Here is a 22081-nt window from a genome sequence, read left to right on the forward strand (position 1 = left end):
TAAGAGGCGACGTGCGCGGATTGCGGCACGGCAGAATCCGCACGGCTAGGACGCCCGGCGGGCGCTGCGGTCGATGGTGAAGAGTTCCTGCGGCTGGCCGACGCCGCGCAAGGCGTAGCGGCCGAGCGAGACCAGGTCGCGGCGGCGCGGCCCCGCCCCCTCGGCAAAGGCCGAGGAGACGATCACCCGCTGGTCCAGCGAGCGGCACATGCCGCCGATGCGGCTGGCCTCGTTGACCGCGGGACCCAGCACGGTGAAGTCGAGGCGGTTGGCGCTGCCGAAATTTCCGAACAGCAGATCGCCGCAATGGAGCGCCAGATAGAAGTCGGTGGTGCGCTGGCCCTGGGCCAGCCGCGCTTCGCTGAGCGCCGCGATCCTCGCCTCGGCGCGGAAGGCGGCATCCAGGGCGTTCGACCGCGCGATGCCCATGTCGTCATGACCGAAGATCGCGAGGATGCCGTCACCGATGAATTTCAGCACCTCGCCGCCATGCGCCTCGATCGATTCCACCAGGCAGGCGGCGTATTCGTTGAGGAAGCTCAAGAGATGCTCGCGCTCGACCTCGTCGGCGATGCGGGTGAAATGCTGCAGGTCGCTGTACCAGATGATGGTCTGGATCGCATCGGCCTGGCCGCGGTTGATGTTGCCCCCCAGCACGCGTTGCGCGGCGCCGGCGCCGAGATAGGTTTCCAGCAGGGTGCGGATGGTGCCGTGGAGCGCCCGGCTCTGATAGCTGAGCGCGAAGGCCGAGGCGACCCGATCGAGCTGCGCGATCTCGAGATCGCTGTAACCGCCGGGCCGGTCGATGGTCCAGGACGAGACCATGCTGCCGACCTTGCCGCTGACTTCCGGATCGCCGTTGCGGTGGATCAGCGCATAGTAATCCGTGCAGCCCTCCGCCTTCAAAGTATCCAGCAACTCATACTCGCCGAGGCGATAATCGCCGTCGAGGCGACGGCGCATGGAAGTCTCATTGCCCTCGACCAGGGTGCGAAACGGACTCTTCTCCCAATCCGCGAGCGAGACGCGGTCGTGGAAATATTCCTCGCGCTGCACCGGCTCGCCGCGCACCCAGCGAAAGCCGCGGGAATCGATGGTGGGATGCAGCAGGCCGGACCCCGCCGCGACACGTTTCAAGGGGAGCCCACCGGCGACGAAGCGATCGCAGAGACCCTGCAGCAACTCGCTTTCGCTGCTCCCGGCGAAAGCCGCCTGGATCAGCCAGTCCACGGCGGCGGTGACGGCTTGTTCCTGCATAAAATCGATAGCCCTTTGGGGTGACGCTGTCGTTCGCAGATGGTTAGCGCTGGCACTTCGGACAATAGAAAGTGCTGCGGCCACCCTGGGTGATGCGGCGGATTTTGCCCGGGCCGTTGGGGCAGGGCTGGCCTTCCTTCTCGTAAACCCGCCAGCGGTGCTGGAAATAACCGAGCTCGCCGTCGGCCTGGACATAGTCCCGCAGCGAGGAGCCGCCGGCCGCGACGGCTTCGTTCAGCACGGTCTTGATCGACCGGGCGAGCTTCTCGGCGCGGTCGCCCTGCACGGTATAGGCCAGGCGCTTCGGGCTGATGCCGGCGCGGAACAAGGCTTCCGAGGCGTAGATGTTGCCGACGCCCGCGACCACTTTCTGGTCGAGGATCGCGGCCTTGATCGAGGTCTTCTTGCCCTTCAAAACCGCGGCGAGAATCGGGCCGCTGAATTCATTGCCGAGCGGCTCGGGGCCGATGCCCTTGATCAGCTTGTGCTGCTCCAGCTGGTCGGTGCGGACTAGGTCCATCATGCCGAAGCGGCGCGCGTCGTTGAAGCGCAGGCACCAGCCGTCATCGGTCTCCATGATCACATGGTCATGGGTCTCGAGCGTCTCCGGCCGGCCCTTGGAGAGCAGCATCCGTCCCGACATGCCGAGATGCGCCAGCAAGGCATTGCCGTCGTCCAATTCGGCGACGATGTATTTCGCGCGCCGCCGCACCTTGATCACCTTGCGTCCGGTCAGTTTCTCGGTGAAGCCCTTCGGAAAGGGCCAGCGCAGATCGCCGCGCCTGGTCTCGACCTTGACCAGCTTGTGGCGCTCCAGCCTCTTCGCGAGGCCGCGGGCGACGGTTTCGACTTCGGGCAGCTCGGGCATGGGACCCTTGGAAAGGCGCTGGGGGATGTTCGACGGAAGTTCCAAACTTAGCGCGTCGGCTGCCGTGTTCCAAGGTCGGCCACTGCCAGCGCGTGTCAGGAGCGGAGAGAATCATTGCGGGGCACCCCCTCCCAACCCTCCCCCAAAGATGGGGGAGGGCTCCGCACCGCGCTCTGTTTTCTCCCTCCCCCGTCTTCGGGGGAGGGTTGGGGTGGGGGTGCCCCAGACTTGATGCCGCATCGCCGCGCACTGGCCTATTCAGACTCCCGCCGCTATTGTCCGGCGCATGAATGAAGGACAGCAAGAAACCTGGTTCGGCTTCCGCCGCGTCGATGCGGCGGAGAAGACCGAACTCGTGCGCGGGGTGTTCTCCTCGGTCGCCGGCCGCTATGACCTGATGAACGACCTGATGTCGGGCGGCATCCATCGGCTCTGGAAAGGGGCGATGATCGACTGGCTGAACCCCCGCAACGGCCAGCGCTTCCTCGATGTCGGCGGCGGCACCGGCGACATCGCCTTCCGCATCCACGAACGGGCGCCGGAGAGTGCGATCACGGTCTGCGACCTGACGCCGGAAATGCTGAGCGTGGGGCGCGACCGGGCGATCGACCGCGGCGTGCTGTCGGGGATCGACTGGGTCTCCGGCAATGCCGAATCGCTGCCGGTCTCCGAGATGCAATTCGACGCCTATACCATCGCCTTCTGCCTGCGCAATGTCGGCGACCAAGCCAAGGCCTTGCGCGAGGCCTATCGCGCGCTGCGGCCCGGCGGGCGGTTCCTCTGCCTGGAATTCTCGCATGTCGCGGTGCCGGCGATCGCCAAGCTCTACGATGTCTATTCCTTCAAGGTGCTGCCCTGGCTCGGGCAGCATGTGGCGCAGGACCGCGACTCCTATCAGTACCTGGTGGAGTCGATCCGGCGCTTTCCCACCCAGGACCACCTGGCCGGCATGATCGCGGAAGCCGGATTCCAGAACGTGTCCTATCGCAATCTCTCCGCCGGGATCGCGGCGCTCCATTCGGGCTGGCGGATCTAGATTCATGCTGCGGGCATTCCGGTCACTCTATCGCCTGTTCCAGATGGCGCGCAGCGCGGCGCGGCACGGGGCACTGTCGCCGTTCGAGGAAGCGCTGGCCGGCGCCGGCCTGACGCCGGTCGTCCTCTTCCTCATCCGCGTGATCTTCGGCCGGCCGGTCGGCGATCTCCGACCCGGCGAACGCCTGGCCAATGCGCTGAGCGAGCTCGGGCCTGCCTTCATCAAGTTCGGCCAGGTGCTGTCCACGCGCTCGGATCTCTTGGGCGAAGAGGTCGCGGCCGATCTCGCCAAGCTGCAGGACCAGCTGCCGCATTTCAGTTCCTTCGCGGCGCGCAGCACGATCGAGGCGGAGCTCGGCGCGCCGATCGATCTGCTCTACCTGCAATTCGACGACGTGCCGGTCTCGGCCGCCTCGATCAGCCAGGTCCATTTCGCGGTCACCACGCCGGATGCGGCACACCCCGAGGGCCGCGCCGTCGCGGTCAAGGTGTTGCGCCCCGATATCGAGCTCGCTTTCGCGCGCGACATCGACCTGCTGCTCTGGATCGCCGAGGTCATCGAGCGCACGCAGCCGAAGCTGCGCCGCCTCAAACCCGTCGAGGTGGTGAAGACCTTCGCGGCGACGGTGCGGGTCGAGATGGACCTGCGGCTGGAAGCGGCCTCGGCCTCGGAGCTCCGGGGGAATTTCGAGGGCGATCCCACCTATCGCGTGCCGGAGATCGACTGGAGCCGGACCGCGCGCCGCGTCATGACCCAGCAGCGGCTCTCCGGCATTCCCTTCGACGACGCGCCGGCGATGCGCGCGGCCGGCCTGGATGTCGACGAGATCCTGACCAAGGCCGCGGGCGTCTTCTTCCACCAGGCCTTCCGCGACGGCTATTTCCACGGCGATCAGCATCCCGGGAACATGAGCGTCGGCCTGGACGGCGCGATCCAGGTTGTCGACTTCGGCATCATGGGCCGGATCGACAAGAAGACCCGCTATTTCCTGGCCGACATGCTGATGGGCTTCGTCGAGCACGATTACGCGCGGATCGCCCAGGTCTATGTCGATGCCGGCTATCTGCCGGCCTCGCAATCGGTCGAGGACTTCACTTTGGCCTTGCGCTCGATCGGCGAGCCGATCCACGGCAAGCCGCTGGCGGAGATTTCCTTCGCCCGGATCCTCGGCCAGATCTTCGCCGCCGCCGAGACCTTCGACATGGAAGTGCAGCCACAGCTGCTCCTGCTGCAGAAGAACATGCTGATCGCCGAGGGCGTCTCGCGGCAATTGAACCCGCATCTCAACATCTGGCAGCTCGCCCAGCCGCTGATCGAGCAATGGATGATCGAGAATCGCGGACCGCAGGCGCGGATCGAGCAGGCGGGCGCGGAATTCGTCCACGCGATCGAGCGCCTGCCGGCGGTGATGCGCAACATCGACCGGCTGGTCGGCCACCTGGCCGAAGGCGGCCTGAAGCTCGATCCGGAAGCGCTGAAGGTCATCAACCGCACCGGCAGCAACTGGTGGCTCTGGATCATCATCGCCGTGCTGGCCGCGGGGCTGCTGTTCACCCGCTGATCACGTCTCCGGCGAGAGCGGCGGCGCGAAGCTGAAGGCCGTGCGCAGTTCGGCTTCGATCGCTTCGACCGCCGCCGTCAGGCGCTGCCGGCGATCGCCCCGCAGGACCACGAAGCGGCGCCCGGTCTCGGTGAGGCGGGCGACGAAGCGCTCGGTCATCCATTCCCGCGGCTGCGAGTCTTCGCGCAGGCCGTCCGGCGCGTAGGGCACATCGGCCGGATGGGTCAGCAGATAGAGCGGATGCCGCCGCGACGCCGCGATCGCCGCGACGGCCGCATTGTCGCCGCCGACATAATGCTCATGCCAGACCGTGGTCGCGAAGGCATCGGTGTCGCAGATGAGGATCGGCCCGCCCAAGGCCGCCGCCGCGTCCTCTTGCGCAAGCTGGGTCCGCGCCACATGCGCGAACTCGGCGCTTTCCCAGGGGAGATCCTCCTTCGCCGGCGGCGGCTTGCCGGCGAGCTGGGCCGCGGCGCGGGCGCGCGCAAATTTCTCGAGCGAATAGGCGCGGCCGAACTCCGCAACTGATCGCGTCAGGCCATGGGCGCCGCCGCGGGCCCGCCAATGGTCGGCGAGCGCGGAAACCAGCGTGGTCGTGCCGGTCGATCCGGCGCCGAGCACGACCGCGCGGAAGGCAAGCCCGGCACGGGTCGGCGCCGCCAGGTATTCCCAGCCGGCGACGAGATCGCGGCGGATCGCGCGGGCGGAGACCGGCACCAGGCGGCGATCGGGATCGACCGCGACAGGGACCGCCGCGAAGCGCCGCGCCAGCTCGGGCCCGTAGGCTTCGGAGCTGAAGACCGCGGTGACGCGCGGCGCCTCCAGGGCGGCGAGGCCCTCGCGCATCAAGGCGACATGCGCTGCCCAGGCCGCATCGCTTTCGAAGTCGACCGGGTGCTCGTCCATCACCCCGGTCACCCGGACGTTCGATTCGCCGGCATGCGCGTCGGCCAGCCAGGCGACGCGGTCGGCGAGCGGGATCGATTCCACCGCCGAGGCCATGACGACGACGCTCACGCGCCGGCAAGCCGCGGCGGCGGTGCGGATCACCAGGTGGTGGCCGAGATGCGGCGGATAGAACTTGCCGATCACCAGGGCATGGTCGCCGGCGCTCATGCCGCAACAGGCGTCGAACGCCGGCGCAGGTCCCGGAGCCAGTACCAGAGGCCGAAGCAGCAGATCACCAGGAAGACCGCGTAGAGACCGGCGAAGAACGGCAGCCCGCGCTCGAGATAGACCGGGATCGAGATGACATCGACCAGGATCCAGACATACCAGCTCTCGACCGCGCGCCGCGCCTGCAGCCAGGTGGCGAGCACGCTCAAGGTCAGGATCGAGGCGTCGAACACCGGCAGGCGGCCGTCGGTCCAGTAGGTGAGCGCGAGGTAAATGCCCGCGGTGGCGACGATCGTGACGGCGAAGGCGACCAGAAGATCGCGCCAGGGGCAGCGGATGACCGGCGCGGGCGTGCCGCCGCCGCGCCAATGGATCCAGCCGTAGAGGCTCAAGACCGCGAAGAAGACCTGCAGCGCCGAATCGGCGTAGAGCTTCACATGGACGAGGATCACGAAGGAACAGGCCACATTGACCAGGCCGACGGGCCAGTTCAGCACGTGGTTCCTCGCGGCCAGGGCGACCGTGACCAGGCCGGTGACGACGGCGATCAGCTCCAGCGCGCTCGACGGCTGGCCGAGCAGCGTGACCGGTGCGAACAGAAGATCGAGCATCGCCTCAGATTCCGCCGATCAGCTCGATCTTCGAGCCGTCGAAGAAGCGACCGAGCCGGAAGTCCTTCGGGTCCACCACCGGACGCGCGTTGGTGACGAGGTCGGCGGCGAGCTTGCCGGCGGCCGGGCCGATGCCGAAACCGTGGCCCGAGAAGCCGGTGGCGATCACGAAGCCCGGCAGGCTATCCACCGGCGAGATCACCGGCACCGCGTCGGGCGTGACATCGATCATGCCCGCCCAATGCTGCGCGATCCTGGCGCCGGCGAAGCCCGGATGGTCATCGATCAGGGCCTTGAGCGCGCCTTCGGTCGCCTTCCGGTTCGGCACCGGGTCGAGGATGCGCGTCTTCTCGAACGGCGTCACGTGATCGAGCTGCCAGCTGCGCGGCGTGTTCCATTCCTGGAGGAAGGCGCCGCTGAGATGGATGCGCAGGGCCTTCCATTGGCTGCGCAGGGCCGGCGCGAATTTGGTGAGATAGCGGAAGCTGGCGGGCACGATCTCGACATCGTTGGCATCGCCGTCCGCGATCGTATAGCCACCGTCGAGGCGCTTGCGGAAGGCGTATTTCGAAGACCAGGTCGCGGTTTCCGGCAGGCCTTCCAGCGGCTCGGTGCGCAGCACCGAGTTCATCACCTTCAATTGCGGCAGATCGATGCCGAGACTGCCGCAGAAGAGATTGGACCAGGCGCCGCCGGCCAGCACGACGCCGGAGCAATCGACGCGCCCGCGCTCGGTGACCACGCCGGAGACCCGGCCGCCCGCGCGCTCGATGCCGCGCACCGCGCAGTTCTCCATGACGACGGCGCCCTTGGCCTGTGCCGCGCGGGCGATCGCGGGGGCGGCCTTCTGCGGCTCGGCCCGGCCGTCGGAAGCGGTGTAGAGCGCGCCGGCGAATTTGGTCTTCATGCCGGGAAGGAGATTCGCGGTCTCTTGCGATGACAGCATGCGCGTGTCGAGCTGATAGGGGCGCGCGTGTTCGATCCAGCCGGCGTTGCGCGCGACCTCGGCTTCGTTGGCGCAGGTGTAGAGGATGCCCGCCCTGCGAAAGCCGGTCTCGCTGCCGGTGCGTGCGTTCAAGCCGTCCCAGATCCGCAGCGATTCGATGATCAGCGGCAGCTCGCGGGGATCGCGGCCCATCTTGCGGACCCAGCCCCAGTTGCGGCTGGACTGTTCCGCGGCGATCTTGCCCTTCTCGCAAAGCACGACCGAGAGGCCGCGCTCCGCCAATTCAAGCGCCGCCGAAGTGCCGATGATGCCGCCGCCGATGACGACGACGTCGGCCTTGGCGGGAAGCGCGCCGTCGCTGGTGATGCTGTCGGGTGTCGGACCCATGAACTGATGATTCCCCGGGATCAGAATGAAGGCGGCGGATACTAGAGGGCCGGCGGCTGCCGGCAAACCCGCCGCGATTTAACCATGCTGCGCCATTTTCCCCGCGGAAAGTGGGGAACGCGGCGACCTTGTCGGGGTTAAGCCGTTGGGACACGCCTCATACTCAATCCACGCAGCCTTGATGGTTAATTCCGCCAAACTTGAAAATAGTGCCTTTGCGGAATAAATACTGGCAAGAACTGTGGAATTTGGAGGTCCGATGCTGGCGGGGAAGCGGATTCTGCTGATCGTCGCCGGCGGCATTGCCGCCTACAAGACGCTGGAGCTGATCCGGCGCGGGCGGGAGCGCGGCCTTTCCTTCCGGGTGATCCTGACCAAGGGCGGCGCCGCGTTCGTGACGCCGCTGAGCCTCTCGGCCATCTCCGAGCACAAGGTCTACCAGGAACTGTTCTCGCTGACCGATGAAAGCGAGATGGGTCATATCCGTCTCTCGCGCGAGGCGGATCTGGTGGTCGTGGCACCCGCCACCGCCGATATCATGGCGAAGCTCGCCCACGGGATCGCCGACGATCTCGCCACCACGACCTTGCTCGCGACCTCGGCGCCGGTGCTGCTGGCGCCGTCGATGAACGTGCTGATGTGGCAGAATGCGGCGACCCAGGCCAATATCGCGATGCTGAAGGCGCGGCAGATCCGGATGGTCGGGCCCGATGCCGGGGATCTCGCCTGCGGCGAAGTCGGATCCGGCCGCATGGCGGAGCCCAACGACATCCTGAAGGCGATCGAGACCTTGCTGGCCGATGCCGCGTTGAAAGGTTTGCGCGCCCTGGTGACCTCCGGCCCGACTTTCGAGGCGATCGATCCCGTGCGCTATATCGCCAACCGTTCCTCCGGCAAGCAGGGCCATGCCATCGCCGCGGCGCTCGCACGCATGGGTGCGGAGACCATCCTGGTTTCCGGTCCGACGCGCTTGCCCGATCCACCCGGCGTCACCACCCGGCATATCGAGACCGCGGCGGAGATGCTGGCGGCCTGCGAGGCGAGCCTGCCCGTGGATGTGGGCGTGTTCGCCGCCGCCGTGGCCGACTGGAAAGTGGCGAAGCCTGCCAACCAGAAGATCAAAAAGGACGATTCCGGCCGCACCCCGGCGCTGGAACTTGCCGCCAATCCCGACATTTTACAGAGCATGGCGCAGGCTGGCTCCAAACGCCCGAAATTGGTGATCGGCTTTGCCGCCGAGACCGAGAATCTCATCGCCAACGCCCAGGCGAAGCTGGCGAAGAAGGGCTGCGACTGGATCCTGGCCAATGATGTCTCGCCGGACCGCGGCACATTCGGCGGCGACCGTAACACCATCCATCTGGTGACGAACGACCGCAGCGAGGATTGGCCGGATCTCTCCAAGCTCGAGGTCGCCGACCGCCTCGGCCAACGCATCGCCGCGCATTTTGGAAGAGTGAATGCCTGAGTCCGCCATCATCGTCAAAGTCACCCGCCTGCCCCATGGCGCCGACCTGCCGCTGCCGCATTACGCCACGGCGGAGAGTGCGGGGCTCGACCTGGTCGCCGCCGTCGCCGACGAGTTTCGCCTGGCCCCCGGGGAACGGGCGTTGATCCCGACCGGCTTCGCGATGGCTTTGCCGCCGGGCTATGAGGCGCAGGTGCGGCCGCGTTCCGGCCTCGCGCTGAAGCACGGCGTCACCACCTTGAACACGCCCGGCACCATCGACGCCGACTATCGCGGCGAGGTCGGCGTCATCCTGATCAACCACGGCCAGGAGGTCTTCACCATCAAGCGCGGCGACCGGATCGCGCAGATGGTGGTGGCGCCGGTCACCCGCCTGCAATGGTCCGAGCAGGCTACACTGGACAGCACGGCGCGCGGCACCGGGGGCTTCGGCTCCACAGGAATCAAGATTTCAGTATCGGAGGGTCTCCATGGATAGGGCGGTTGCCATGTTGCACCCTTCCAAGCGCCTCCTCTTCGCGATCGAGGCGGTGCTGGACATTGCCTATTACGGCGGCTCCCAGCCGGTGCAGTCCGGGGAGATTTCCGGCCGCCAGGGCATCCCCCGGCGCTACCTGGAACAGGTCTTGCAGCATCTGGTGCGGGCGGGCATCCTGGCGGGGCATCGTGGCCCGAAAGGCGGCTACATGCTGGCCAAGGAGCGGCGCCGCATTTCCATGGGCGAGATCGTTCGCGCGGTCCGCCAGTTCGAAGGCGGAAGCGATCCGGTCGAGACCGCTTCCGGATCAAGGGTCGGGCTCGAAGTCGTTCGTCCGCTCTGGCGCCAGCTGCAGCTCGAAATGCTGGCCAAACTCGATGCCGTGACGCTGGAGGATCTGTGCACCAAGGCGCAGAACGCCGGCATACGTTCGGACGCGCATCAACGTTTGGATTTCAGCATCTAGGCCCAAACCAGGCCTGATCATCGAGCTTCACATTCTTCTCAGGGGCGGTCATGACCGAAGCAGCGGCCCGGTTTCGCGGGCGGATTTACGACACCTTCTTGGACACCATCGGCGCGACGCCGATCGTGCGGCTGGCGAAGCTCGCCAAGTCGGAGAATGTGAAGGCCGATCTCCTGGCCAAATGCGAGTTCTTCAATCCGCTCTCCTCGGTGAAGGACCGGATCGGCCTCGCCATGATCGACGCGCTGGAGGCCGAGGGCAAGCTGAAGCCGGGCGCCACCCTGATCGAGCCGACCTCCGGAAATACCGGCATCGCGCTGGCCTTCGTCGCGGCGGCGAAGGGCTACCGGTTGATCCTCACGATGCCGGAGAGCATGTCGATCGAACGGCGCAAGATGCTGCGGCTGCTGGGCGCGGAGCTGGAACTGACGCCGGCGCCGCGCGGGATGTCGGGCGCGATCCAGCGCGCCGAGCAGCTGCTGAAGGAAATTCCGAACTCGATCATGCCGCAGCAGTTCAGCAACCCGGCCAACCCGGAGATCCACCGCAAGACCACCGCGGAGGAGATCATTGCCGACACCGGCGGCAAGCTCGATTACTTCCTCGCCGGCGTCGGCACCGCCGGCACCATCACCGGCGTCGGCGAGGTGATCAAGGCGAAGATTCCGGGTGTCAAAGTGGTCGCGATCGAGCCCGAGGATTCGCCGGTGATTTCGGGCGGTCAGCCCGGCCCGCACAAGATCCAGGGCATCGGCGCCGGCTTCATTCCCGACAACTTGAACCGCGCCATCATCGACGAAGTCCTCACCGTCTCGAATGCCAACGCCTTTGCGATGGCGCGCAAGGCCGCCCGGGTCGAAGGCATGCCGGTCGGCATTTCCTCCGGGGGTGCGCTCGCCGCCGCGTGTGAGCTTGGCCGCCGCCCCGGCATGGAGGGAAAACGCATACTTGTGATCCTGCCCTCTTTTGCGGAGCGTTACCTCTCGACGGCCTTGTTCGAGGGTTTAGAATAGCGGCCTATGTGTCGCACCGACCCTTGCAGCCCTCTCGGTCGTCATCCCGCGACTTGGTCGCGGGATCCACGCCTTTGCGTGCGACCGAAGAAAGGCGTGGATGCCGGGACCAAGTCCCGGCATGACGGTTCAGTGTGGAGCGACCACCGTACCCACCGAACCGAAAGCACCGCGTGATGCTCGAACTCAGCGACCGCCAGCTCGAACGCTATGCTCGCCATGTCATCCTCGACGAGGTGGGCGAGGAAGGCCAGGCCAAGCTCATCGCCGCCCGCGTGCTGGTGGTGGGTGCGGGCGGCCTGGGCGCGCCGCTGCTGCTCTATCTCGGCGCCGCGGGCATCGGCACCCTGGGCGTGGTCGATGACGACACCGTCGATCTCTCCAACCTGCAGCGTCAGGTGATCCACGACGAGACGACGCTCGGGATGCCGAAGGTCGACAGCGCCAGGCAGCGGCTGGAGAAGCTCAACCCCGACGTCACGGTGGTCACGCACCAGGAGCGGCTCAATGCCGAGAATGTCGAGCGGCTGATCGCGGGCTACGACATCATCGCCGACGGCAGCGACAATTTCCGCACCCGCTATCTGCTGAACGATGTCTGCTTCAAGCTGAAGAAGACCCTGGTCAGCGCGGCGCTGCTGCGCTTCGACGGCCAGCTCTCGACCTACAAGGCGCATCTCGGCGACGGCCACCCCTGCTATCGTTGCATCTTCCCGGAGCAGCCGCCCGCCGATCTCATCCCGCGCTGCGAGGAGGCCGGCATCTTCGGCGCGGTCGCCGGCGTCATGGGCTGCCTGCAGGCGACCGAGGTCTTGAAGGAGATTCTGGGCTTGGGCGATTCGCTCTCCGGCAAACTGATGATCTATGACGCGCTGGCGCCCGCCTTCCGCACCGTGCGCATCGCCAAGGATCCCGATTGTCCGTGCTGCTCCAGAATTTGAGCGCGGCGGGTGATGCAAGACCCGCTGATGTCCCAAGGCTATGACATCTGGACGCCGACGCTCCGGATCGTCCGCCCGACGGACAATATCGAGGCCTTGCTGCCGTTCTATTGCGAGGGGCTCGGCTTCCAGATCCTGACCCGGTTCGAGGATCACGAGGGTTTCGCCGGCGTGATCCTCGGCCATCCCGGACAGGCCTATCACCTCGCTTTCACCCATCACAAAGGCCACAAGGCCGGGCGCGCGCCGACCAAGGACAACCTGCTGGTGCTGTATTTGCCGCAGCGCCTCGCCTACCAGGCGGCGATCGGGGCGATGGTCGAGGCCGGATACAGGCCGGTCGCCTCGAACAACCCGTATTGGGACCAGTACGGCAAGACCTTCGAGGATCCCGACGGCTATCGCGTCGTGCTCACCAACCAGAGCTGGGACCGTTAGCGTTAGCGTTTTCCGGCCGGTTTGACCGCGTGGTGTGCGGGCGGAGATTTCCCGCCCGGAATCGGTGCGGATCGTCACGTTCCGGGTCAGATGTCACCAACCCCGCGGCCGGCGGCGCGACCGATTTCGGACGGCGTCCTGATCGTCAGGCGCGATGCTCCGAAGGAGGATCCCATGCCCGCTTTCATGCTCAAGCAGCTGCCCTGGTGGATGCAGGCACAGACCACGATCGGCGACGCCAGCGACAACACATTGTATGGCGGCAGCCTGGTCCACAATCTCATCGACGGCGGCGACGGCAATGACTCGCTTTGGGGCAATGTCGGCGACGATACCCTGCTCGGCGGCACCGGCCGCGACAACCTCTACGGCGGCAGCGGCAACGACACGCTCTGGGGCGGCGATGGCGACGACACCTGGCTGGACGGCCAGGACGGCGACGATCACGTCTACGGCCAGGCGGGAGACGACCTCGTGCTGGGGGGCGCGGGCGACGATTTCCTCTCCGGCGGCTATGGCAACGACACGCTGATCGCCGGCACCGGGCATGACGAGCTGCACGGCGAAGAGGGCGACGATACGCTGGCCGCGGGGGACGACGGCAGCCTGCTGTACGGCGACCAGGGCAATGACACGATCTTCGGCGCCGGCGGCACCGACATCGTCTACGGCGGCGACGGCGATGACGACGTCTATGCCTATGGCGGATACGACGAGCTGCATGGCGGCGCCGGAGACGACCAGCTGCGACTTTACGACGGCGGCGGGGCAGCCTTCGGCGACGACGGCAACGACTTCCTCGGCGGCGGCAACGACGTCGACGGGCTGTTCGGCGGTGACGGCGAAGACCTGCTGATGGGCGGCGGCGGCAACGACACGCTGTGGGGCGGTGCCGGCCATGACAACGTCGATGCCGGCGGCGGCGACGATTTTCTCATCGCGACCGTCGATGACATCCGCAAGGACGACATCCACGGCGGCGCCGGAGCCGACACGCTGTTCATCACCGAGGACATCTCGATCTATCTCGGCGTCGAGAAAGGCCACATCAAGGGCGTCGATATCATCGACTGCCAGAATGCGTCGGTCTCATTGCACCTGACGCCGCAGGATGTGCTCGACTTCACCGATTCCGGCTGGCTGCGGGTGTATGGCGAGGAACACGACAAGGTGGAATCACTGGGCAACAACTGGCACCAGGAAACCCCCTATCTCGACAACGGTCACGTGATGGACACCTATAGCGCCAGCGTGAACGGACAGACGGTCTACCTTTCGGTCGAGCAGTCGATCAACACGGCGATTGCCTGAGCTAAAGCGACGCCCCGTCGAACTGCTGCACCTGGAGCGCATCGAGATCGGCTTCCGGCACGCAGCGCAGGTTGATGGCGCGCGTGTCGGTGCCGTCCGGACTGATGGCGGCGCCGAAGACATGGATGCCACAGGTCTTGCAGAACTGGTGCGCGATGCGGTGCTTGTTGAACTTGTAGGCCGCGAGCGCGCCTTCACCCTGGTCGAGCTTGAACTTCGCGACCGGGAAGAAGGCCATCAGCACGCCTTTGCGGCGGCAGATCGAGCAGTTGCAGCTCATCGCCTGTTTCGGCAGATCGGCATCGACGGTGAACTTGACCGCGCCGCAGTGACAGCTGCCTTGGAACGCCATGATGCTTTCTCCCACGTCTTTTACGTGGTGGAAGCCTAGCACATCAGGCGAGCTTCAGCTCCATGTAGACCGAGGATTCGTTGTCCGGGTAATCGCCGAATGGGCCGCGGCTGGCGAAGCCGACCGAGCGGTAGAGGCTCAGGGCCTCGAGCTGCTTGTTGCCGGTCTCGAGCCGCAGCACACCGATGCCGCGTTCCTTCGCATGGCCGAGCAGGCGGTCGAGGATCAGGCGGCCGATGCGCCGGCCGCGCGCGGCGGGCGCCACATACATGCGCTTCACCTCGGCCCAGGCGAGGCCGGCCGCGTCGGCGGAGCGCAGCGCCACGGCGCCGAAGCCGAGCAGCCGTGCCCCGTCGCGTGCGACGTAGAAGGCGATGCCCGGCTGCTGCAGCGCCGAGATATCGAGCAGGAAGTTCTCGTCGGCGGAATAGAGCGTGGCGTAATAGCGATCCGCCTCTTCCAGGAGCGCGCGGATCTCCGGCTGGTCGGGATCCTCGATCCCGATCCGGACCGGCGACGATTCAGTGTTCAGAGCATTGCCTCCAGCACGCGGTCGGGCGGCTTGTGGCCGTCGGCGAAGGTCTTGATGTTGATGATGACCTTCTCGCCCATGTCGACCCGGCCTTCGATCGTCGCCGAGCCCATATGCGGGAGCAGGACGACGTTGTCGAGGCGGAGCAGCTTCGGGTTGACCGCAGGCTCGTGCTCGAAGACGTCGAGCCCGGCGCCGGCGATTTCCTTCTTCTCCAGCATGCGGGTCAGCGCATTCTCGTCCACGACCTCGCCGCGGGCAGTGTTGACCAGATAGGCGTGCTTCTGCATCAGCTTCAGCCGCCGCGCCGAGAGCAGGTGGTAGGTCGCCGGCGTGTGCGGGCAGTTGATGGAGATGATGTCCATCCGCGCCAGCATCTGGTCGAGACTCTCCCAATAGGTCGCCTCGAGCTGCTGCTCGAGGGAGGGATGGACGCGGCGGCGGTTGTGGTAATGCACCGAGAGGCCGAAGCCCCGGGCCCGCCGGGCGACCGCCGTGCCGATCCGCCCCATGCCGACGATGCCGAGGCGCTTGCCGGAGATCCGGTGGCCGAGCATGAACATCGGCCCCCAGCCCTTCCAGTCGCCGGAGCGGATCAGCCGCTCGCCTTCGGAGACCCGGCGCGCCACGGCCAGGAGCAACGCCATGGTCATGTCGGCGGTGTCCTCGGTCAGGACGCCGGGCGTGTTGGTGACGGTGATGCCGCGCTGCCGGGCGCTGGCGAGATCGATGTGATCGACACCGGTGCCGAAGGAGGCGATGAGGCGCAAATTGGGGCCGGCCTGGGAGAGGACGGCGTTGTCGATCCGGTCGGTCACGGTCGGGACCAGGACGTCGGCGGTCTTCACCGCCTCGATGAGCTCGGCCTGCTCGAGCGGCCGGTCCTCGAGATTGAGCTTCACCCGGAACAGCTCCATCATCCGGGTCTCGACGCTGTCCGGAAGCTTCCGCGTGACGACGACATAGGGCTTGCCGGGCATTGAGAGACCTCTCGGATGCGCCTCCCCCGGCGCTGGAACTCATGCAATAGCAAGCCGGGCGCCGCATTGTCCAGCGCTCGGCCCCGATCCCGCCAAAGGGTGGAAAATCCAATCCAAGTCGCGGCTTGACGCGAGTCCGATCCCAATTAGATTGGTCGGGAAATGCCCGATTCGCTCGCCGCGCGCGTCCTCTTCGGCCTGATGATGCTCGCCTGCGTCATTCCGGCGCAGCCGACCCATGCGCAGGAGAACCTGCCGCTGCCGCGCTTTGCCTCGTTCAAGTCGAGCGAGGTCAACCTGCGCGCCGGGCCGGGCGAGAATTATCCCAAGCAATGGGTCTACCAGCGCTCCGGCATGCCGGTGGAGATCTTCGAGGAATGGGACACCTGGCGGCGGATCCGCGACTACCAGGGCGTCACCGGCTGGGTGAGCGTCAACCTGCTGACCAGCAAGCGCATGGCGATCGTGATCGAGACCCGCCGGACCCTGCATGATTCCCCGAGCGAGGCCGCGCGGCCGGTCGCCGAGCTGGATCCCGGCGTGATCGCCCGGATCGAGGAATGCAAGGACGACTGGTGCAAGCTCGAGGTCAAGGGCTACGAGGGCTGGCTGAAGCGCAGCTGGATCTGGGGCGTCAACCCGACCGAGAATTTCAAGGAATGAATTGAAGCGTCATTGCCGGGCTTGAACCGGCAATCTCGCGCCGACCGGAACCAGATGACCGGGTCCCGCCCGCGAATGCGGACATTCGTCCGCGGGGCCCGGGCATGACGACCAGAATGTCGGCTCGGCTATCGCCAGGGCCAGCGGATCACCGAGAGAATATCGACATAGTCATCGGTCCAGACCCGCCCTTTCATGAGCACCGGGAAGCGCTGCCAGCGCGCATCCGTCGCCAGGGATCCGAGATCCGATTCGTCCCGTGCCAGCACCGCCCATTCCGAGGGGGAGATCAGACTGTCCGCCGGCGACGCGCCGGGGAAGAACTGAAAGCGCCCGACCAGGTTCCGGTCCGCCGCCAGCCGCGCGACCGCGGGCAGCAGCTCGATGTTTCGGTTCGAGAGATGCATCAGGAGCATGCCGCCGGGCTGCAGCTTGCTGATGTAGAGATCGAGAGCTTCCCGGGTCAGCAGATGCACCGGAATCGAATCCGAGCCGAAAGCATCGAGCACCAGCAGGCGATAGGAATCATCGGGTTCGAGCGCCAGCTTCAAGCGGCCGTCGCCGAGCACGACCCGTGCATCGGGCGTGCAGTTTTCCAGATAGGAGAAGTATTCGGGGTTGCGCGCGGTCGCGAGGATCGCGGGATCGATCTCGAAATAGGTCCAAGCCTCGCCGGGTTGGCGCAAGCAGGCCATGGCGCCGGCGCCGAGGCCGATGACCCCAACCGGCGAGACCGGTTGTGCCGCGCGCATCGCCGCGATCGCCTGCCCGGCCGGTCCTGCCTTCGCGTAGTAGAGCAGCGGCTCGCGCTGCCGCGCCGCATCGGTGAATTGCGCGCCATGGGTCGTGTTGCCATGCATCAGGAAATGTACCGGCACGGTATCCGACCCGCCGAGCTCGATCCGATGCACGCCGAAGAAGCTGCGATAGCGCGCCAGCTCCGGCCGAAGCGAGATGTCCGAACCGGCGGCCAGCACCGCAGCCGCCAGCAGAGTCATGGCGACGGGTTTCCGTCGCGCGGCAAAGCAGAGCACCGCCGCGACCGCTTTCGCCACGACCAGTCCTTGCAGCGCGCCATGCCCTGATGCAAAAGTCATAACGCCGCGCAGGACGAGGAACAGCGCAACCGCCGCGGCGAGCCATTTCCAATTCAGCCAGGCTTTCGGGTCGATGCCGCGCCCGATCGCCCAGAGCGCGATCGCGGCGAAGACGGCGAGCGGATATTCATAGACTCCCGAGAAGACGAGCGGCGCCAGCACCGCATTGAACAGCCCGCCGAGCGCACCGCCGAGCGACATCAGCAGGAAGAACTCGGTGAGCTGCCGGGGCGCCGGCCGCAACGCCACCAGCTCCGAATGGCAGCTCAGCGCCAGGAAAAACAGCAGCGCGAGGCCGATCGCGATCTGCGGCAGCCCGATGCTGGTTTCGAAGCCCGACACCAGGACCGCGATGGTCGCGACATAGGGAATGCTGCGCGCCACCCCTTCGCGTGTCAGCAGCGGCCGCCGCGCGAAGGCAATGACGAAAGTCAGCAGATAGACCATCAATGGCAGGATCCAGAGCAGCGGCACCGAGGCGATGTCGGTGGAGATCTGCAGGGTCACGCCGAGAAACAGGCTGGAGGGTGCCGCCGCGAGCGCCAGCCAGTGCAGGCGGCGCTTCCAGTTGAGGTCGCGCCCGGCATCGGGTGCCGGCATGCAGAGCACGACCGGCGGAACATATTGGCGCAACGTGACCCAGCCGCAGGCGATCAAGCCCGCCAGCAGGACCAGGTAGGTCGCCGCCCAAAACCCGCTCTGGTCCTTGAGGCCGAGCTCGGGCTCGACCAGGAGCGGATAGAGGATCAGCGCGGCGAGACTGCCGAGATTGCTGGCGGCGTAGAGGAAATAGGGATCGCCGGCATCCTTGGCGCCGGTCAGCGAGTACCAGCGCTGCAGCAAAGGCGCGGTCGCCGAGACCACCACGAAGGGCAGGCCGACCGTCAGCGCCATCATCAGGATGAGATCGCCTTGCGGCGGCCGATCGGCGGGCGGGGCCCAGGATTCCGGCACGACGACGGGCAGCAGGAAGATCGCGGCCACGGCGAGGAACGCGTGCGCCGCCATCTGCAGGGGCGGCTTCAACCGCGCGGAGATGACATGGGCGTAGAAATAGCCGGCGAGCAGCGCGATCTGGAAGAACAGCGAGACAGTGATCCAGACCGAGGCGGCGCCGCCGAGCTTGGGCAGGATCATCCGCCCCAGCATCGGCTGGATCAGGAACACCAGCCAGGCGCTGAGCAGCATCGTGCCGGCGAACAGCCAGGTGCTGCGCGAGGTCGGCGCTTGCGCTCCCACTCTCTCCCCCGATTCGGCTCGTCGCTAAGCAGCATACCGGCAAAGCAGGAGTCTGAGTATGCCAGTAGCTCCAGTCGTCATCCCGGGACTTGGTCCCGGGATCCACGCCTTTCCATCGAGCGGCACCCAAGGCGTGGATCCCGGCGCCTAGCGCCGGGATGACGGAAAGAGCGCGTTTAGACTGGATGCAAGAGGCTCAGGCGAAATCGCCGGCCAGTTCGGCGCGGATTTCTTCCGGGAGGACGGCCATGTGGCTGTATTCCGGGTGGCTGAAGCCGAGGATCACCTGGCGGTCCTTCGCGCGGAACAGGGCGACCTGCTCGGGCGTGAAGGGGAAATGGATGAACTGCACCGAGGAGGCCTTGCCCTCTTCGTTGGTGCGGTCCTGGTCGGCCTCGGGCACGCCCTTCACCATTTCGCCGTCGAGCTTGATGAAGGCGGTGTTCTCGACACCGCCCAACCGCGCCAGGAACCGCGCGCGGCGCACCGGGTCGTCGATCTCGAACATGACGGTCGCGGTCAATTCGCTGCCCTGGGGGATCAGCGGGTTGTAGGCGCGGAGCTCGTCCTCGATCTGCGCCTCGCCGCCCTTCTCGATATGCAGCATCTCCTGGACCTGCTGCAGCATGGTCTCGTAGCATTCGAAATAGAAGGTCGCGACCGGGCCGACTTCCATCCGCCGCTTGCGCTTGCGCGCGACCACCGCCTTGCGGAGTTCCGCGCGCTTCGCCGCGTATTCCGTGGGCGGCAGGATGTCGGCACGGCTGATCGCCGTCTTCTTGGCAGCAGTCATCGAAGAACTCCGAAGTTTCAGTTCAGCCCGTAGGCGCGGGCGAAGAGCTGGATCGGGTGCCAGGCGTGTTCCGGCGCCTTCCCGGCATCCAGCCGCTCCATGCCCTGGACGATATGCTCGCCGGCCAGGGGGCATTCCGAGGCGACAAAAGCCTTGCCCGCCGTGACCGCCTGGCGTGCCACCGGACGGCCGACCTTCAGCGCGGTCTGGAAGTTGCCCTTGAAGATGCCCCAGGAACCGCCATGGCCGGAGCAGCGCTCGATCACCGCGAGGTCGGCGTCGGGAATGAGCTTCAGCATCTCCGCCGCCTTCTGGCCCATGTTCTGGGCGCGGGAATGGCAGGCGATATGCACCGCCATCCCACCCGGCAGGGCGCTCAAGCCGGGCGCCAGACCTTCCCGTCTTGCTATATCGACCACGTATTCGCTGACGTCGTAGGTCGCGTCGGCGAGCGTCTTGATCCGCGCGTCGTTGGGCAGGATCAGCGGCCATTCGAATTTCAGCATCAGCGCGCAGGACGGGACCAGCGCGATCACGTCATAGCCGTCGGCGACGTAAGGCAGCAGCGCGTCGGCGACGGTCACCGCATGCTCGGCAACGCGGGCGACATCGCCGCGCTCCAGATGCGGCATGCCGCAGCAGCGCGGGTAGACCACCTCGGTCGCGACGCCGTTCCGCGCCAGGACGGCGCGGGCCGCGGTGCCGATCTCGGGATTGTTGTAGTTGGCGAAGCAGGTCGCGTAGAGCACCGCTTTGCGGCCGAAGGCGGGTGCCCCGGTGTTGACCTCGGGCTTCTCTTCGGCGGCGCGCAGCACCAGGGTGCGGCCGTGGAATTTCGGCAGATAGGCCTCGCGGTCGACATGCGCGACCTTTTCCAGCACGGCGCGGGCGAGGCCGTTCTCCGCGGCGGCATTGGCGAGCGGCGCCACGAGCGCAGCGGCCTTGCCGTTGCGATCGGTCTCGGTGAACTGCGCGCCGATCTTGTCTTCCTTGCCGGCCTTCAATTCGGCCGCACGGTAGCGCAGCATCAGATGCGGGAAGTCGAGCGCCCATTCATGCGGCGGCACATAGGGACACTTGGTCATGAAGCAGAGGTCGCAGAGCGTGCAGGCATCGACCACCTGCTTGTAGTCCTTGGGATCGACGCCGGCCATTTCGTCGGGCGAGGCATCGACCAGGTCGAACAGGCGCGGGAAGGAATCGCAGAGATTGAAGCAGCGGCGACAGCCATGGCAGATGTCGAAGACGCGGTGCATCTCCGCTTCGATCTTCGCCATGTCATAGAAATCGGGATCCTGCCACGCGATCGGGTGGCGGACCGGTGGCTCTAGGCTGCCTTCGCGCATCGCCCTATCCGAGAGAGGTTCGACCGGAGAGTAAGCATCGGCCGGACCGCCGCTCAAACCGAGCGGCGGCACCGGCGGATGTCATCAGCTGAAAGAATCAGCCGAGCGTGTCGAGCGCCTTCTGGAAGCGGCCGGCATGCGACTTCTCGGCCTTGGCCAGGGTCTCGAACCAGTCGGCGATCTCGTCAAAGCCCTCTTCGCGGGCGGTGCGGGCCATCCCCGGGTACATATCGGTGTACTCATGGGTCTCGCCGGCGATCGCCGCCTTGAGGTTCGGCGCGGTGCCGCCGATCGGGAGACCCGTCGCGGGATCTCCGGTCGCTTCGAGGAACTCGAGATGGCCGTGGGCATGGCCGGTCTCGCCCTCAGCGGTCGAGCGGAACACGGCGGCGACGTCGTTGTAGCCTTCGACATCGGCCTTTTGTGCGAAATAGAGATAGCGGCGGTTGGCCTGGCTCTCGCCGGCGAACGCCGCCTTCAGGTTGCCTTCGGTCTTGGAGTTCTTGAGGTTTGCCATTTGCTTGCTCCCTTTGCAGTGGCGGAGTCGTTTCTCGGCAGTGTTCTTGTTGAAACGATCTCAAGGCCGGGCCGGCGCAGAAACGACCCGATCCTCGGCGCGAATCATAGGCAGCCGAAACTGCCCCTGTCAACAGATTAGAACTACTCTAAAGCGAGCGTCTTGCGACTGAAATAAAAGGCGAAACGAGCAACCAGTTGTCAGTCGCGGGTGACGCGGACAATGACTTCGACGCGCTCGATGCGGGTCCCCTGCGGCGGGTCCGGCAGGCGCGCGAGGGCCACGGAATCCCCGGGAATGTCCTCGAGATGGCCGTTGGATTCGATGAAGAAGTGGTGGTGGTCCGAGGTGTTGGTATCGAAGTAGGACCGACCCGGCTGCACCACCACCTCGCGCAGCAGGCCTGCGGTGGTGAACTGGTGGAGCGTGTTGTAGACGGTCGCGAGCGACACCCGGACCCGCGCCGAAGTGGCTTCCTGGTGCAGCTGCTCGGCGGTGACATGGCGATCGCCGGCGTCGAACAGCAGCTTGGCCAGGGACATGCGCTGGCGGGTCGGACGCAGACCGGCGGACCGCAGCTTCTGGACCATGGGGGTGAAGGGGCGCGCTTCCATGACGGGAATATTGCCATATCCGCCGAAGGCTTGGAACCCGATTTTATAATC

General features: G+C 66.3%; 23 protein-coding genes. 10 read left to right on the top strand and 13 right to left on the bottom strand.

Annotated features, from left to right (window positions below; genetic code table 11):
• Window positions 1–45: 45 nt before the first annotated feature.
• Window positions 46–1257: an adenylate/guanylate cyclase domain-containing protein gene (locus ACYQ4T_RS15305; protein ID WP_459855733.1), complete on the bottom strand. Its 1212-nt coding sequence runs from the start codon at window positions 1255–1257 to the stop codon at window positions 46–48.
• 43 nt (window positions 1258–1300) lie between these two features.
• Window positions 1301–2125: a bifunctional DNA-formamidopyrimidine glycosylase/DNA-(apurinic or apyrimidinic site) lyase gene (mutM, locus tag ACYQ4T_RS15310; protein ID WP_459855735.1), complete on the bottom strand. Its 825-nt coding sequence runs from the start codon at window positions 2123–2125 to the stop codon at window positions 1301–1303.
• Between the two features lie 286 nt (window positions 2126–2411).
• On the opposite strand from mutM, the gene ubiE reads away from it, so the two are divergent.
• Together ubiE and ubiB are read left to right on the top strand one after the other, a co-directional pair.
• Complete coding sequence (gene ubiE, locus ACYQ4T_RS15315) at window positions 2412–3161, top strand: bifunctional demethylmenaquinone methyltransferase/2-methoxy-6-polyprenyl-1,4-benzoquinol methylase UbiE (RefSeq protein ID WP_459855738.1); 750 nt, start codon at window positions 2412–2414, stop codon at window positions 3159–3161.
• Between the two features lie 4 nt (window positions 3162–3165).
• Window positions 3166–4722, top strand: coding sequence for a 2-polyprenylphenol 6-hydroxylase (ubiB, locus tag ACYQ4T_RS15320; RefSeq protein WP_459855741.1), 1557 nt, complete (start codon window positions 3166–3168; stop codon window positions 4720–4722).
• Here ubiB and ACYQ4T_RS15325 read toward each other — a convergent pair whose 3' ends face one another.
• From ACYQ4T_RS15325 to ACYQ4T_RS15335, 3 genes are read right to left on the bottom strand one after another with little or no spacing between them, the layout of a single operon-like run.
• A complete protein-coding gene (locus tag ACYQ4T_RS15325) occupies window positions 4723–5838 on the bottom strand; it encodes an AAA family ATPase (RefSeq protein WP_459855744.1) in 1116 nt (371 codons plus the stop codon).
• Window positions 5835–6449 (bottom strand): nicotinamide riboside transporter PnuC, encoded by a 615-nt coding sequence (gene pnuC / locus ACYQ4T_RS15330; RefSeq protein ID WP_459855747.1) that lies wholly within the window; start codon window positions 6447–6449, stop codon window positions 5835–5837. The genes ACYQ4T_RS15325 and pnuC overlap by 4 nt, the downstream gene beginning before the upstream one ends.
• Before the next feature lie 4 nt (window positions 6450–6453).
• Entirely contained in the window at window positions 6454–7782 is a 1329-nt protein-coding gene (locus ACYQ4T_RS15335; protein ID WP_459855750.1) for an NAD(P)/FAD-dependent oxidoreductase, read from the bottom strand.
• Between the two features lie 259 nt (window positions 7783–8041).
• Here ACYQ4T_RS15335 and coaBC point away from each other — a divergent pair, with 259 nt between their 5' ends.
• The 7 genes from coaBC to ACYQ4T_RS15370 all read left to right on the top strand — a co-directional run bounded on the left by coaBC (window position 8042) and on the right by ACYQ4T_RS15370 (window position 13897).
• Complete coding sequence (coaBC, locus tag ACYQ4T_RS15340) at window positions 8042–9250, top strand: bifunctional phosphopantothenoylcysteine decarboxylase/phosphopantothenate--cysteine ligase CoaBC (protein ID WP_459855753.1); 1209 nt, start codon at window positions 8042–8044, stop codon at window positions 9248–9250.
• A complete protein-coding gene (gene dut / locus ACYQ4T_RS15345) occupies window positions 9243–9728 on the top strand; it encodes a dUTP diphosphatase (protein ID WP_459855755.1) in 486 nt (161 codons plus the stop codon). The genes coaBC and dut overlap by 8 nt, the downstream gene beginning before the upstream one ends.
• Before the next feature lie 10 nt (window positions 9729–9738).
• The gene (locus ACYQ4T_RS15350; RefSeq protein ID WP_459858009.1) at window positions 9739–10194 is read left to right on the top strand and encodes an RrF2 family transcriptional regulator; all 456 of its coding nucleotides are present in this window, start codon (window positions 9739–9741) and stop codon (window positions 10192–10194) included.
• Between the two features lie 50 nt (window positions 10195–10244).
• Window positions 10245–11207, top strand: a complete 963-nt coding sequence (gene cysK, locus ACYQ4T_RS15355) for a cysteine synthase A (protein ID WP_459855757.1) — start codon at window positions 10245–10247, stop codon at window positions 11205–11207.
• A 176-nt stretch (window positions 11208–11383) separates the two neighbouring features.
• Window positions 11384–12148 carry a molybdopterin-synthase adenylyltransferase MoeB gene (gene moeB / locus ACYQ4T_RS15360; RefSeq protein ID WP_459858012.1) on the top strand — a complete coding sequence of 255 codons (765 nt, stop codon included), beginning with the start codon at window positions 11384–11386 and terminating at the stop codon, window positions 12146–12148.
• Between the two features lie 27 nt (window positions 12149–12175).
• Complete coding sequence (locus tag ACYQ4T_RS15365) at window positions 12176–12586, top strand: VOC family protein (RefSeq protein WP_459855759.1); 411 nt, start codon at window positions 12176–12178, stop codon at window positions 12584–12586.
• 174 nt (window positions 12587–12760) lie between these two features.
• Window positions 12761–13897, top strand: coding sequence for a calcium-binding protein (locus tag ACYQ4T_RS15370; protein ID WP_459855762.1), 1137 nt, complete (start codon window positions 12761–12763; stop codon window positions 13895–13897).
• Window position 13898: 1 nt separating this feature from the next.
• Here ACYQ4T_RS15370 and ACYQ4T_RS15375 read toward each other — a convergent pair whose 3' ends face one another.
• The 3 genes from ACYQ4T_RS15375 to ACYQ4T_RS15385 are packed head-to-tail and all read right to left on the bottom strand — an operon-like array spanning window position 13899 to window position 15761.
• Entirely contained in the window at window positions 13899–14249 is a 351-nt protein-coding gene (locus tag ACYQ4T_RS15375; protein ID WP_459855765.1) for a GFA family protein, read from the bottom strand.
• 43 nt (window positions 14250–14292) lie between these two features.
• Window positions 14293–14781 carry a GNAT family N-acetyltransferase gene (locus ACYQ4T_RS15380; protein ID WP_459858014.1) on the bottom strand — a complete coding sequence of 163 codons (489 nt, stop codon included), beginning with the start codon at window positions 14779–14781 and terminating at the stop codon, window positions 14293–14295.
• A complete protein-coding gene (locus tag ACYQ4T_RS15385; RefSeq protein WP_459855767.1) occupies window positions 14778–15761 on the bottom strand; it encodes a 2-hydroxyacid dehydrogenase in 984 nt (327 codons plus the stop codon). The genes ACYQ4T_RS15380 and ACYQ4T_RS15385 overlap by 4 nt, the downstream gene beginning before the upstream one ends.
• A gap of 162 nt (window positions 15762–15923) precedes the next feature.
• Between ACYQ4T_RS15385 and ACYQ4T_RS15390 the strand changes: the two genes are divergently transcribed.
• Window positions 15924–16424: an SH3 domain-containing protein gene (locus tag ACYQ4T_RS15390; protein WP_459855769.1), complete on the top strand. Its 501-nt coding sequence runs from the start codon at window positions 15924–15926 to the stop codon at window positions 16422–16424.
• Window positions 16425–16552: 128 nt separating this feature from the next.
• Here the strand turns inward: ACYQ4T_RS15390 and ACYQ4T_RS15395 are convergent, their stop codons facing one another.
• The 5 genes from ACYQ4T_RS15395 to irrA all read right to left on the bottom strand — a co-directional run bounded on the left by ACYQ4T_RS15395 (window position 16553) and on the right by irrA (window position 22030).
• The gene (locus ACYQ4T_RS15395) at window positions 16553–18760 is read right to left on the bottom strand and encodes a spermidine synthase (protein ID WP_459855771.1); all 2208 of its coding nucleotides are present in this window, start codon (window positions 18758–18760) and stop codon (window positions 16553–16555) included.
• A 196-nt stretch (window positions 18761–18956) separates the two neighbouring features.
• Window positions 18957–19553 carry a DUF3501 family protein gene (locus tag ACYQ4T_RS15400; protein ID WP_459855773.1) on the bottom strand — a complete coding sequence of 199 codons (597 nt, stop codon included), beginning with the start codon at window positions 19551–19553 and terminating at the stop codon, window positions 18957–18959.
• 17 nt (window positions 19554–19570) lie between these two features.
• Window positions 19571–20899 (bottom strand): heterodisulfide reductase-related iron-sulfur binding cluster, encoded by a 1329-nt coding sequence (locus tag ACYQ4T_RS15405; protein WP_459855775.1) that lies wholly within the window; start codon window positions 20897–20899, stop codon window positions 19571–19573.
• A 97-nt stretch (window positions 20900–20996) separates the two neighbouring features.
• Complete coding sequence (locus ACYQ4T_RS15410) at window positions 20997–21416, bottom strand: rubrerythrin family protein (RefSeq protein WP_395020918.1); 420 nt, start codon at window positions 21414–21416, stop codon at window positions 20997–20999.
• A 200-nt stretch (window positions 21417–21616) separates the two neighbouring features.
• Window positions 21617–22030: an iron response transcriptional regulator IrrA gene (gene irrA, locus ACYQ4T_RS15415; protein WP_459855778.1), complete on the bottom strand. Its 414-nt coding sequence runs from the start codon at window positions 22028–22030 to the stop codon at window positions 21617–21619.
• Window positions 22031–22081: the final 51 nt, after the last annotated feature.

This window comes from Dongia sp. agr-C8 (assembly GCF_054658695.1).

Coding starts and splice junctions, on each gene's coding strand:
- ACYQ4T_RS15305 (WP_459855733.1), bottom strand. CDS start 1,257: ATGCAGGAACAAGCCGTCACCGCCGCCGTGGACTGGCTGATCCAGGCG.
- mutM (WP_459855735.1), bottom strand. CDS start 2,125: ATGCCCGAGCTGCCCGAAGTCGAAACCGTCGCCCGCGGCCTCGCGAAG.
- ubiE (WP_459855738.1), top strand. CDS start 2,412: ATGAATGAAGGACAGCAAGAAACCTGGTTCGGCTTCCGCCGCGTCGAT.
- ubiB (WP_459855741.1), top strand. CDS start 3,166: ATGCTGCGGGCATTCCGGTCACTCTATCGCCTGTTCCAGATGGCGCGC.
- ACYQ4T_RS15325 (WP_459855744.1), bottom strand. CDS start 5,838: ATGAGCGCCGGCGACCATGCCCTGGTGATCGGCAAGTTCTATCCGCCG.
- pnuC (WP_459855747.1), bottom strand. CDS start 6,449: ATGCTCGATCTTCTGTTCGCACCGGTCACGCTGCTCGGCCAGCCGTCG.
- ACYQ4T_RS15335 (WP_459855750.1), bottom strand. CDS start 7,782: ATGGGTCCGACACCCGACAGCATCACCAGCGACGGCGCGCTTCCCGCC.
- coaBC (WP_459855753.1), top strand. CDS start 8,042: ATGCTGGCGGGGAAGCGGATTCTGCTGATCGTCGCCGGCGGCATTGCC.
- dut (WP_459855755.1), top strand. CDS start 9,243: ATGCCTGAGTCCGCCATCATCGTCAAAGTCACCCGCCTGCCCCATGGC.
- ACYQ4T_RS15350 (WP_459858009.1), top strand. CDS start 9,739: ATGTTGCACCCTTCCAAGCGCCTCCTCTTCGCGATCGAGGCGGTGCTG.
- cysK (WP_459855757.1), top strand. CDS start 10,245: ATGACCGAAGCAGCGGCCCGGTTTCGCGGGCGGATTTACGACACCTTC.
- moeB (WP_459858012.1), top strand. CDS start 11,384: ATGCTCGAACTCAGCGACCGCCAGCTCGAACGCTATGCTCGCCATGTC.
- ACYQ4T_RS15365 (WP_459855759.1), top strand. CDS start 12,176: ATGTCCCAAGGCTATGACATCTGGACGCCGACGCTCCGGATCGTCCGC.
- ACYQ4T_RS15370 (WP_459855762.1), top strand. CDS start 12,761: ATGCCCGCTTTCATGCTCAAGCAGCTGCCCTGGTGGATGCAGGCACAG.
- ACYQ4T_RS15375 (WP_459855765.1), bottom strand. CDS start 14,249: ATGGCGTTCCAAGGCAGCTGTCACTGCGGCGCGGTCAAGTTCACCGTC.
- ACYQ4T_RS15385 (WP_459855767.1), bottom strand. CDS start 15,761: ATGCCCGGCAAGCCCTATGTCGTCGTCACGCGGAAGCTTCCGGACAGC.
- ACYQ4T_RS15390 (WP_459855769.1), top strand. CDS start 15,924: ATGCCCGATTCGCTCGCCGCGCGCGTCCTCTTCGGCCTGATGATGCTC.
- ACYQ4T_RS15400 (WP_459855773.1), bottom strand. CDS start 19,553: ATGACTGCTGCCAAGAAGACGGCGATCAGCCGTGCCGACATCCTGCCG.
- ACYQ4T_RS15405 (WP_459855775.1), bottom strand. CDS start 20,899: ATGCGCGAAGGCAGCCTAGAGCCACCGGTCCGCCACCCGATCGCGTGG.
- ACYQ4T_RS15410 (WP_395020918.1), bottom strand. CDS start 21,416: ATGGCAAACCTCAAGAACTCCAAGACCGAAGGCAACCTGAAGGCGGCG.
- irrA (WP_459855778.1), bottom strand. CDS start 22,030: ATGGAAGCGCGCCCCTTCACCCCCATGGTCCAGAAGCTGCGGTCCGCC.